This window comes from Acinetobacter sp. LoGeW2-3 (assembly GCF_002688565.1).
Taxonomy (GTDB): Bacteria; Pseudomonadota; Gammaproteobacteria; order Pseudomonadales; family Moraxellaceae; genus Acinetobacter.
The window spans coordinates 246,328-256,860 of record NZ_CP024011.1 but is presented as its reverse complement, the minus strand read 5'-3'; the positions used below and the strand labels follow the sequence as shown (position 1 = coordinate 256,860).

The following is a 10,533-nucleotide window of genomic DNA, read 5'->3' as shown; positions in this document are numbered from 1 at the left end:
GATGGCTCACAAGGTGGCATGAATTAAGACTAAGTTTATTTTTTGTTAGATGAATTTGGACTGTTTAGCTGATCATTTTTCAGAGGAAACAGTGTCTATATTCTGACAATACAACTGATACAGGGTCTGCATGATTTTGAGAATTTTCGGATCACTCAGCTGATAATAAATCTGTTTGCCTTCACGGCGGGTATGCACCAATTTATATTTGCGCAGCACGGTGAGTTGTTGTGACAGGGTCGGCTGCTGAATGTCAGAACAGTCGGCAATTTGCTGTACATTGAGTTCGGTGTCGACCAGTACACAAAGAATTTTCAGGCGATCCGGATTCGCCAGAACTTTCAATAAATTACTGACCTGATCAACCTTAGAAAAGTCCATATTAAATACCTGTATCGTGTCTGATATGTTGTTCTGAAAATATGTCTTACTAAATTCGTCTTGAATAATGTTAATTATTATATATTATAAAATTATATATTAAATTTCCAGAATTCCTATGCACGATTTTACTTTGGCCTTTTTAGGCGGTTCGCTGCTCGGTGTGGCTGTCGTCGGCTATCTCTACATTAATGGACGGATTGCCGGGATTAGTGGACTGATCGGACAGGTCGTGAATAAAGAGACCCTCTTTAAAACTCCGGCGATCTGGTTTTTGGCTGGTCTGATCATTACCCCATTTATCTATGGTTTGTTTATCCAGCCCGAGATCGAGCTGAATGCCAGCCCATTGATGATGATTGTGGCTGGGCTGTTGGTCGGCTTTGGTACGCGACTCGGTTCTGGCTGTACCAGCGGACATGGCATTTGTGGCATCAGTCGTTTGTCAGGTCGTTCTATTGTGGCGACTTTGTGTTTTATGGCCACCGGTTTTATCACGGTGTATGTAATTCGCCATGTGACAGGAGCGTTCTAGCATGAAAAACCTGTTGGCTTTTGTCTTTGGTGGTCTGTTCTCGGTCGGGCTGATGCTTTCAGGCATGTTCAATCCGGAAAAGGTACTGGGTTTTTTAGACCTGTTTGGTAACTGGGATCCGAGTCTGGCCTTTGTAATGTTGGGTGCAATTATGGTGGCTTTTATTCCATTCCAGAAAGTAGTACGTAATCCAGCAACGAAAACCCTATTCGGTGAACCAATAGAATTACCAAGCAAAACTGAACTTGATCGCAAACTGATTATTGGCAGCCTATTATTTGGGATAGGTTGGGGCATTGCCGGGATTTGTCCGGCACCCAGTTTTACCCTCATCGGTCTAGGACATTATCAGGTGTTTTACTTTATTATGGCGATGTTGGTCGGTGTTTTCATTCATAAAAAATGGGCAGGGGGATAAGCATGTTACAACAGCCACAGGTACAGGAATTTTTTGATGAAAATACCAATACCTTTAGTTATGTCGTCAGCGACCCTGCCAGCCAGCAATGTGCCATTATTGATAGCGTGCTGGATTATGATGCCGCCTCTGCCAGTACCTCGACCACCCATGCCGATCAGATCATTGCCTATGTGCGGGCACAGAATTTAACCGTTGAATGGATTCTGGAAACCCATGTCCATGCTGATCACTTGACCGCAGCACAATACCTGAGATCGGTACTTGGTGGCAAAATTGCCATGAGCCATAAAATTTCGCTGGTGCAGGAAACCTTTAGTAGTATCTATAACCTGGACATCAAGCAGTTTAATGCCTTGCAGCCTTTTGACTATCTGTTTGAAGATGAGGAAGCTTTCAGAATTGGCAATCTCGAAGCCTATAACATTCCAACTCCGGGACATACACCAGCTTGTCTCAGCTATGTGATTGGCGATGCAGTCTTTGTCGGCGATACACTATTTATGCCGGACTATGGTACGGCACGTTGTGATTTTCCGCGTGGTAGTGCTGAAACGCTGTATGACTCATTGCAGAAACTATTCCAGTTGCCTGACCAGACTCGGGTATTTTTATGTCACGACTATTTACCCAAAGACCGTCAACACTTTGTCTGCCAGACCGATATCCAGACCCAGAAAACCCAGAATATTCATATCAGGCATGGCATCAGCAAAGCTGAGTTTGTCGAGATGCGCAACCAGCGTGATGCTGGCTTGAACATGCCGAAACTGATCTTGCCAGCGATTCAGGTCAATATGCGTGCCGGGCAGTTTCCTGAGCCGGAAGCCAATGGTATTTCCTATTTAAAATTACCACTGAATTATTTTAAGTCTTAAGCTATTTGGTTTAGACAAGTCGAATATGAAAGCAAAAGACCAGATATTTTGGTCTTTTTATTTGTACTTATACCTTTTGATCAGAATAATCATGTGTCCAAAAATCCGGGTTTGTTTCTATTTAAATAATTTTTCTATGGAATAAAAAAGCCAATTTCATTTACAAATCTTTCTATTCTGTTTTTAGCATTTCTTGCTCAATTTTCATTTCAAAACAGCTAACAATTTAGGCACTTATCTTCTTACTACGTATCTTATTGCAGCCAAAGCTCAACAGATTCGCAACATTGTATCCATCTTGATGGAACTAGACTGTATTTAAAAGATTTTCAGCACGGTTTGCTGAAGCAACGCACCAAAATAATCAACGATAAGGTGACGACATGGATTTAGGTTTGACGGCCCTTGAGCTGGCACGTATTCAATTTGCTTTTACCGTCTCGTTCCATATTATTTTCCCGGCGATTTCCATTGGTCTGGCCAGTTTTTTAGCGGTACTGGAATGGCGCTGGTTAAAAACTAATGACCCAGTTTATCGTGACCTATTTAAGTTCTGGATCAAGATTTTCGCGCTGGCCTTTGGTATGGGAGTGGTCTCTGGTGTGGTGATGAGCTATCAGTTCGGCACCAACTGGAGTGAATTTTCCCGGGTGGCTGGTAGTGTCACCGGACCGCTGCTGGCTTATGAAGTGTTGAGTGCTTTCTTTCTGGAAGCCGGTTTCCTCGGCATCATGCTATTTGGCTGGGACCGGGTCGGACCGAAAACCCATTTCTTTGCAACGGTGATGGTTGCCCTTGGCACCTGTATTTCCATGTTCTGGATTCTGTCCTCCAACAGCTGGATGCAGACGCCACAGGGCTTTGCTATTGAGAATGGTCTTATTGTTCCACAGGATTGGCTGGCGATCGTGTTTAACCCGTCTTTCCCATATCGCCTGGTTCACATGGGGATCGCAGCTTTTCTGGTTTCAGCACTGCTGGTAGCAGCGACAGCCGCCTGGCATCTGCTCAAAGGTCGTCGGGATGCATTGGTCAAAACATCCTTTTCCATGGCGATGTGGATGATTCTGGTTCTGGCACCGTTACAGGTGGTTGTGGGTGACTTTCATGGATTGAATACGAGTAAACATCAACCTGCCAAAATCGCTGCGATTGAAGGGCACTGGGAAACCAACCGTGGTGAGAGTATGCCGCTGTATCTGTTCGGAATACCAGATATGGAAGCTGAAGAAACCAAATATGCTGTTGGCATTCCGAAACTGGGTAGTCTGATTCTGACCCATAGCTGGGATGGAGAGGTACCGGGTTTGAAAGACTTTGCACCGGAAGACCGGCCGAACTCCTTAATTGTGTTCTGGAGTTTCCGCATCATGGTGGGTCTGGGCATGCTAATGCTGTTGCTGGCATTTGCTGGCTTGATCCTGCGTAAGGCCGGTGGTTTCTATGAAGCATCGTGGTTACATCGTTTTGCTTTTATTATGGGACCCTCCGGTTTCATTGCTTTGTTGGCTGGCTGGTTTACCACTGAAGTTGGCCGTCAGCCGTGGGTAGTCTATGGCGTTATGCGTACCCGGGATGCCTTGTCCCCGGTTTCAGCAGAGCAGGTGGGTTTGACCCTGATTATCTTTGTACTGGTCTACTGTGTGGTTTTTGGTGTGGGCATTTATTACATGCTGAAAATGATGCATAAGGGACCAGAATTTATCCATGCCAGTCCACATACAGATGGTGAAGTCATCCGTGCCTCTAAGCGTCCAATGAGTACCTTTGAGCAAAATGAAGAAGATGACCGTGCTCAACGTGATCAGGAGAATAACAAATGATTGACCTGTCATTGATCTGGATTGCGATCATTGCTCTCGGCGTACTGATGTATGTGGTACTGGATGGTTTTGATTTGGGTATCGGGATTCTGTTTCCTTTCTTCAAGGATCAGCATGAACGGGATGTAATGATGAATACCGTGGCACCAGTCTGGGATGGTAATGAAACCTGGATGGTACTGGGAGGTGCGGGGCTATTTGCAGCTTTTCCATTGGTGTATTCGACCGTGCTTTCTGCTCTGTATATCCCAATCATCTTGATGGTAATTTCGCTGATCTTCCGTGGTGTCGCGTTTGAGTTTCGCTTTAAGGCACATCGGGGTAAGCACTGGTGGGACATTGCTTTTATTGGCGGTTCGATTCTGACCTCCTTTTTGCAAGGTGTAATCTTGGGTGCCTATATTCAGGGGATTAAAACCACCAATGGCATTTATAGCGGTGGTGGATTGGACTGGCTCACGCCATTTTCGCTATTTACCGGGGTAGGGGTCGTGGCCTTATATGCAACCTTGGGCTGTGGCTGGCTGATCTTCAAAACCGACCATGAACTGCAAGACAAGATGTTCCAGTTAATGCCAAAACTGATCATTGCTTTGCTCGTGATCTTCGGGGCAGTCAGTCTATATACGCCATTGGCACATCAACAGATTGCCGAACGTTGGTTTAGTCAGCCTCAGATTTTCTATTTTAGTCCTGTGCCAATTCTGGTGTTGTTATTTACCTTTATGGCGCTACGTGCTTGTAAACGCCGTCAGGAATTTGCGCCATTTATTTATACCTTGGCATTGGTGATTCTGGCTTATACAGGATTCCTGATCAGTCTGTGGCCTTATATCATTCCACCAAGCGTTACCCTTTGGGAAGCGGCTGCACCGCAAAGCAGTCAGTTGTTTGCGCTGATCGGCGCGCTGATTTTGATACCTATTATCCTGTTCTATACGGGTATTTCTTATTGGGTGTTCCGCGACAAGGTGCGGGTGGGTGACGACGGCTATCATTAAGCTGGAGGAGGAAACAGGATGAAACTGAATCGGGCTGGATGGTTTATTGTGTTATGGCTGGCGGGTTTTCTCACGATGGCGATCATTGCTGGCTTTTTCCGTTTCCTGCTACAGCTGGCCTATTAAACTTTAAGATTTGCATTTGCATAAGACAATAAAAAAACCTCCCGATTTGATGGGAGGTTTTTTTTATTTCTTTCAGTTTTTAGGACTGAAATAAAAATTTTCAGGAAGGTGTTGATCTGTATTCATGAGGGGAAGTGAAACATACAACAACCCACGCATTCAATGAACAGAATTACAGCTCTCTCCAGATTTCATTTTCGTCTTTAAGCGCAACAGTGAAGTTAAACTGGTTGTCTGTAGTCACCAATAGGCTGGTTGGTGTTTGCATCACTACTTTTAGCACTGTACCTTCTTCATAAATAATCGGTGCACAGTTTTCTTTTTCTAGGGTGATCGGCTTCAGTAGTTCAATTACAGAGCTTTCCATGATTTAACTCCCCACGGTTCTTATGTTTACTATTCATTCAAGGATAGCATAATTTTTCTTTGTATTTGAGTAGTTTTTGCAAAATGAAAATCAGCATAAATATTTTTATTAGTGCATATCTCCGTAGAGTAAGATAAAAAATAACCATATATCGTATCTGTTCTGTACAGGTTTGCTCACTGATGTTAAAACGAACAAAGGATTGATCACAGGATTCATCACATAAGTATTCAGTCCACTACAAATATAATGATTCATACTTATGAATAAGCAGATAAAAATAACCAGTTTTTAGCCAGATATTTTTTAATCAAGCTGAAAAACTTGCACTGAACTGCTTTACACTGCTGCAAATTTCATCATGATTAATTGACCTGAGGTCTATTAAAAATAAGGAGCATGCAAAGGACATGTTTAAGTCTTTCTTTCCAAAACCCGTCTGGTTTTTTCTCAGCGTGGTGGTGTGGTTCTTTATCAACCTCGCGGTCTGGCATAGTGGTGGCTCAAGTTGGGGCAGCTATGTGGGTTTTAGCGAAGGCTACCATGAAGCGACGATGGCGATTGATATCAGTCGGTTTTGGTCGCAGAAATTCTTGTGGTTCTATCTCTGGTTCCTGACAGCCACAGCGCTGTTTGCCGGATTCTGGTATGTGGTGGCGCGACATCCATGGCAGCGCTGGTCGGTGTGGGGTTCAGCCTTTATCCTGTTTAATATCTGGTTTGGTGTTCAGGTCAATGTCGTGCTGAATGAATGGTATAGCCCGTTCTATGACCAGATCCAGAAGATGCTAACCAGTGGTGGTGGGGACGTGACCTTGCTTTATCAGGGTGCATTGGTCTTTATTTATATCGCGATGATTTATGTCACTTTAGCGGTATTTAATATGTTCTTTGTCAGCCATTATGTATTCCGCTGGCGGACAGCAATGAATGATTACTACACGGCTTACTGGGAACAGCTGCGTCATATTGAAGGAGCTTCACAGCGTATCCAGGAAGATACCATGCGCTTTGCCCGCAGTACTGAAGAACTCGGTGTTTCCTTTATTGAATCTTTTATGTTGCTAATGGCTTTCTTACCGGTGCTATACAAGCTTTCTAGTCACGTTAAGACACTGCCAATTGTAGGTGAGATCAGTCATGCACTGGTCTGGGCATCACTGGGTTGGGCAGCCTTTGGTACAGTGGTATTGATGATCGTGGGTATGAAACTGCCAGGACTGGAATTCAACAATCAGAAGGTTGAAGCGGCTTACCGGAAGGAACTGGTCTATGGGGAAGATTATGCTGAACGTGCTCAACCGCTGACGCTAAAAGAACTGTTTAGCCGGGTACGCTGGAACTATTTCCGTCTGTATTTCCATTATGCCTATTTCAATATGGTGCGGATCTGGTATTTGCAGCTCGACAATATTTATGGTCTGTTCGTACTGTTCCCGAGTATTGCCGCAGGGGCGATTACTTTAGGTTTGATGATGCAGATCCTGAACGTATTTAACAAAGTACGTGAATCTTTCCAGTACTTGATTTTGTCTTGGCCGAAAATTATCGAATTGATGTCGATCTACAAACGTCTGAAAGCATTCGAATCACACATTCATTAAAAATAGTATTTTGTTTTTAAAAAAGACCTGTCTAATGGCGGGTCTTTTTTATGCCACATCAGGATTGGCCGGTGTATCCGATGAACGGTCGATTTTAGGCAAAATTTTTGTAAAACCTCCTCATTTTGGGATATTCAATGAATATTCGCTTGACTAGAATCTTAAGGGCCAAGTGTATTTGGTACTTAATTTTCAGGCCTTCTGTCGTATAAAAATAATAACTGTACGTTGATGAAAATTAAGAAGTTTAAGACTTATCAACTGTATGCTGGTAGTGGAGATTGGTTTGCTGTAAAAGTAGAAAAGCTCGATCCAGCCTGACAGATAAGTGACCAAAGAAGTACGTGATTCCTTCTTTGGTCTTTTTTCGTCTATAAATTTTGCCTAATAAATAATACTGTACCGAATGAAGCCTGATGTGGGTGAGTTCGAAAAATAATCATTAAAATGTGTCTTAATTGTCATTTTTGATTTTTTTCACCTTAAAAATAAATTTATTAATCAGACGCTTGGATTTGGTATTTGCTCAGTTTTGCATTATTTTATCTGCATGCTTTGGGTTGAGATATCTACGGTGAAACTGAAAGTATTTTTATTGATAACAATAACAATGAGCTTGGCGGCGTGTAATAGCATGGAACGCGCAAAGAAAAATATATTGCATCCTTTTCATAGTCCACAGGAACTGATTGTGAAACGGGGAATCAATCAGCCAGATGGTAAGGCGAAAGAATATGTCTATCTATGGGATCAAAAACAGCACAGCAATTCGACTCAGGCGATGTATCCGCGTTCAATCGTGACGCAATATTGTCATGAGCAAGGGGGCAAGCTATCCCTGCTGTATAAAAGTAAATTTAGTCTGGTAGGCGATTCTGCTCAGCGTACGCGTCTTGCTGCAAACCGCGGTGTGGTGCAGGGTGTGGGTGCCTATAAATGCACAATGGATGACCTTGCGGAAAGCTGGATTGTCTCAATTGAACCTGTTTCTGAGCGTCAGCCAGAAAAGAACAGTAAGACCCGTAATGTACGCTTGCTGACCCGACTGATGGAAACAGCTGAAGCACATAATTTCTATCGCGCGGCTGCGAGTACTCCAAATCCAGCCAAGAAACAGCTCAATGTGGCGAAGGCAACTGTAACTCCTATTGCCAAAACGACTGTAGCAGCTAAACCAGCGACAGAACTGAAAGATCATGACCGTAAGGAGCAGGATCGTAAAGAGCTTGAGCGCAAAGAACTTGCCAAGGTCGAAGCAGAGAAAAAAGAGCAGAAGCCAGTAACGGTCGCTACCCCGCGTGCGACTGTGGTTGAAACCCCACAACAGCAGCAAATGAAGCTTTATGTTGCTGCTCGGCGTGACATTAATAATGGCAAGAACCTTAATAATGCCTGCAATAATGCCCAGCGTGCCTATAACTATGGCAAGCAGCACGGTACAGAAGGAACTCGGGTTTATACTGAATCAGGTATGTTGGTAGCGCGTTGTCTGACTGGTATTTCGACCTATAGCAGCCGCTTTCCAAATGCTAAAGGACAGGCTCAACGCGTCTTGAGCGGACTGGCAACGCAATATAATCATGCTGGTGCCAAGAATATGTTGAGACAGCTGAATTAAAACAATCTGAATCAACACATAAAAATGCCACGTTCCAAAAACGTGGTATTTTTATTTTAAAAGCTGAAAAGGACTGGTACTTACAGCTTAATCGTTGCACCAAGCACTTTAACAAACTGGGCCAACCAGGCTGGATGCGCAGGCCAAGCTGGAGCAGTCACTAGATGTCCATCAGTTACCGCTTCAGTCACTGCAATATCAGCGTACTGTCCGCCTGCCAATTTGACTTCAGCGGCACAAGCCGGGTAAGCGGAACAGGTGCGGCCTTTGAGTACATCTGCTGCTGCAAGGATCTGTGCGCCATGACACACGGCTGCAATTGGTTTTTTCACACTGTCAAATTCACGTACGATTTCAATTACGCGATCATTCATACGCAGGTATTCCGGTGCACGTCCACCTGGAATCACCAGACCGACATAGTCTCCGGTATTCACCGAACTAAAGTCATAGTTAATAGCAAAGTTATGACCGCGTTTTTCGCTATAAGTTTGATCGCCTTCAAAGTCATGAATAGCGGTCGCTACAGTGTCACCGGATTTTTGTCCGGGCAGACGGCATGGACGGTATAGCCCAGGCTAGTTAAAAACTGGAACGGCACCATGGTTTCATAGTCTTCGGCATAGTCACCGACCAACATTAAGATTTGTTTAGACATGTTGTTACCCTCTAATTCTCTATGATTTATATGAGAAATTTATTTTTATTTACCATAGCACAGGCAGATTGTGGATTTAAGATGCTTATTGTTCACTTTAGTCGTAACTGGATCTACCCAAGATCAGATAACTACAAACAGGTTAAAAATCAGCTTGATTTTGCAATGTAATAACAGATGAACTGTCATGCTTTGTGGTACAAAGGGCAGACTGTTAATGGAGTTTGCTTATGTCACGCTGTATTTCCCCTGTACGCCACAGATTTCCCAAAATCGCTCGTTCTGCGCTGATGGCGACTGCCTTGTTTGGAACGGTACAAATGGTAAATGCAGGTCCAACGGTCGATCAGCTGAGTGACTGTTTGGATAAGTCCACCACAACTGCTGATAAAACTGCTGTGATGCAATGGACCTTTGTGGCTTTAGCGGCACATCCAGACCTGAAAGCGTTTAGCAATGTGTCTGCACAGCAGAAGGAAAGTCTGGATAAGAATCTGGCAGCGGTATTGCAGCGCATCTTGGTCGAGCAATGTTCGGCACAGACCAAGGCGGTGATTCAGGCAGAAGGTTTAGAGGCTGTCGGTAATAGTTTTCAGGCGTTGGGACGTAGTACAGGTGAGGAAATTCTGAAAAATCCTGAAGTGAATAATCAGCTGAAAGGTGTACTGCGCTATGTGGATTTAAACAAGTTGATTACGACGTTTTTGACACCGGATATCTGGAATAAGTTGGGTTCGATCAGAGGGAATTAACGTATCTGTACCGACTTATTTGAAGATGGCAACGATGATTTTAAACAGCCAGTAAATGGGATAGAAAATAACTTCTATTCCATTGCTTAATCCTAGTCCTCGCTGTTTTCTGCGGGGTTCAGGCTGCATTTCGGATAGCCATTTACGGCATTTTGGAATCAATAGCAAAATGGTAATGATCAGCGCAAATACGCCAATAGCAATTTGAATGATGGCGAGTAAAAGTTCAGGTGTCATTTTTGTTTTTCTTTGAGGTTTTTGATTTTATAGCATAAAAAATAATCCTCTCCCTAATCCTCACTTGTGCTTATTTTTAGAAATACCTCTCCCTTAGGAAGCAGTGCTTTAAAACTTGCTCAGGAGAGGGAACCT

Annotated in this window: 12 protein-coding genes and 1 pseudogene; 9 read left to right on the top strand and 4 right to left on the bottom strand. The window is 43.7% G+C overall.

Going from position 1 to position 10,533, the window contains the following annotated elements:
• Window positions 1–72: 72 nt before the first annotated feature.
• A complete protein-coding gene (locus BS636_RS01230) occupies window positions 73–381 on the bottom strand; it encodes an ArsR/SmtB family transcription factor (RefSeq protein WP_099337156.1) in 309 nt (102 codons plus the stop codon).
• Between the two features lie 118 nt (window positions 382–499).
• On the opposite strand from BS636_RS01230, the gene BS636_RS01225 reads away from it, so the two are divergent.
• From BS636_RS01225 to BS636_RS01200, 6 genes are all read left to right on the top strand, one after another.
• Window positions 500–916 carry a YeeE/YedE family protein gene (locus BS636_RS01225; RefSeq protein WP_099337155.1) on the top strand — a complete coding sequence of 139 codons (417 nt, stop codon included), beginning with the start codon at window positions 500–502 and terminating at the stop codon, window positions 914–916.
• A 1-nt stretch (window position 917) separates the two neighbouring features.
• A complete protein-coding gene (locus BS636_RS01220) occupies window positions 918–1,334 on the top strand; it encodes a DUF6691 family protein (RefSeq protein ID WP_099337154.1) in 417 nt (138 codons plus the stop codon).
• A 2-nt stretch (window positions 1,335–1,336) separates the two neighbouring features.
• Complete coding sequence (locus BS636_RS01215) at window positions 1,337–2,212, top strand: MBL fold metallo-hydrolase (protein ID WP_099337153.1); 876 nt, start codon at window positions 1,337–1,339, stop codon at window positions 2,210–2,212.
• A gap of 383 nt (window positions 2,213–2,595) precedes the next feature.
• Window positions 2,596–4,035 (top strand): cytochrome ubiquinol oxidase subunit I, encoded by a 1,440-nt coding sequence (locus BS636_RS01210; protein ID WP_099337152.1) that lies wholly within the window; start codon window positions 2,596–2,598, stop codon window positions 4,033–4,035.
• Entirely contained in the window at window positions 4,032–5,036 is a 1,005-nt protein-coding gene (cydB, locus tag BS636_RS01205) for a cytochrome d ubiquinol oxidase subunit II (RefSeq protein WP_099337151.1), read from the top strand. Before BS636_RS01210 ends, cydB begins: the two co-directional genes overlap by 4 nt.
• An 18-nt stretch (window positions 5,037–5,054) precedes the next feature.
• On the top strand, window positions 5,055–5,162 hold the full coding sequence (locus BS636_RS01200; RefSeq protein WP_099337150.1) for a DUF2474 domain-containing protein: 108 nt from the start codon (window positions 5,055–5,057) through the stop codon (window positions 5,160–5,162).
• Window positions 5,163–5,334: 172 nt separating this feature from the next.
• Here BS636_RS01200 and BS636_RS01195 read toward each other — a convergent pair whose 3' ends face one another.
• A complete protein-coding gene (locus tag BS636_RS01195) occupies window positions 5,335–5,529 on the bottom strand; it encodes a hypothetical protein (RefSeq protein ID WP_099337149.1) in 195 nt (64 codons plus the stop codon).
• 410 nt (window positions 5,530–5,939) lie between these two features.
• Between BS636_RS01195 and sbmA the strand changes: the two genes are divergently transcribed.
• Entirely contained in the window at window positions 5,940–7,133 is a 1,194-nt protein-coding gene (gene sbmA / locus BS636_RS01190) for a peptide antibiotic transporter SbmA (RefSeq protein ID WP_099337148.1), read from the top strand.
• A 610-nt stretch (window positions 7,134–7,743) separates the two neighbouring features.
• Window positions 7,744–8,751 (top strand): hypothetical protein, encoded by a 1,008-nt coding sequence (locus BS636_RS01185; protein WP_099337147.1) that lies wholly within the window; start codon window positions 7,744–7,746, stop codon window positions 8,749–8,751.
• Window positions 8,752–8,831: 80 nt separating this feature from the next.
• Here the strand turns inward: BS636_RS01185 and BS636_RS01180 are convergent.
• Window positions 8,832–9,409, bottom strand: a pseudogene (locus tag BS636_RS01180) (DJ-1/PfpI family protein).
• 230 nt (window positions 9,410–9,639) lie between these two features.
• Between BS636_RS01180 and BS636_RS01175 the strand changes: the two are divergent.
• On the top strand, window positions 9,640–10,161 hold the full coding sequence (locus BS636_RS01175; RefSeq protein WP_099337146.1) for a hypothetical protein: 522 nt from the start codon (window positions 9,640–9,642) through the stop codon (window positions 10,159–10,161).
• Between the two features lie 15 nt (window positions 10,162–10,176).
• Here the strand turns inward: BS636_RS01175 and BS636_RS01170 are convergent, their stop codons facing one another.
• Window positions 10,177–10,398, bottom strand: coding sequence for a hypothetical protein (locus tag BS636_RS01170; protein ID WP_099337145.1), 222 nt, complete (start codon window positions 10,396–10,398; stop codon window positions 10,177–10,179).
• Window positions 10,399–10,533 lie beyond the last annotated feature (135 nt).

Bases quoted from the DNA above. Each gene is read 5' to 3' on its own strand.
- BS636_RS01230 (WP_099337156.1), bottom strand. From the start codon at position 381: ATGGACTTTTCTAAGGTTGATCAGGTCAGTAATTTATTGAAAGTTCTG.
- BS636_RS01225 (WP_099337155.1), top strand. From the start codon at position 500: ATGCACGATTTTACTTTGGCCTTTTTAGGCGGTTCGCTGCTCGGTGTG.
- BS636_RS01220 (WP_099337154.1), top strand. From the start codon at position 918: ATGAAAAACCTGTTGGCTTTTGTCTTTGGTGGTCTGTTCTCGGTCGGG.
- BS636_RS01215 (WP_099337153.1), top strand. From the start codon at position 1,337: ATGTTACAACAGCCACAGGTACAGGAATTTTTTGATGAAAATACCAAT.
- BS636_RS01210 (WP_099337152.1), top strand. From the start codon at position 2,596: ATGGATTTAGGTTTGACGGCCCTTGAGCTGGCACGTATTCAATTTGCT.
- cydB (WP_099337151.1), top strand. From the start codon at position 4,032: ATGATTGACCTGTCATTGATCTGGATTGCGATCATTGCTCTCGGCGTA.
- BS636_RS01200 (WP_099337150.1), top strand. From the start codon at position 5,055: ATGAAACTGAATCGGGCTGGATGGTTTATTGTGTTATGGCTGGCGGGT.
- BS636_RS01195 (WP_099337149.1), bottom strand. From the start codon at position 5,529: ATGGAAAGCTCTGTAATTGAACTACTGAAGCCGATCACCCTAGAAAAA.
- sbmA (WP_099337148.1), top strand. From the start codon at position 5,940: ATGTTTAAGTCTTTCTTTCCAAAACCCGTCTGGTTTTTTCTCAGCGTG.
- BS636_RS01185 (WP_099337147.1), top strand. From the start codon at position 7,744: ATGAGCTTGGCGGCGTGTAATAGCATGGAACGCGCAAAGAAAAATATA.
- BS636_RS01175 (WP_099337146.1), top strand. From the start codon at position 9,640: ATGTCACGCTGTATTTCCCCTGTACGCCACAGATTTCCCAAAATCGCT.
- BS636_RS01170 (WP_099337145.1), bottom strand. From the start codon at position 10,398: ATGACACCTGAACTTTTACTCGCCATCATTCAAATTGCTATTGGCGTA.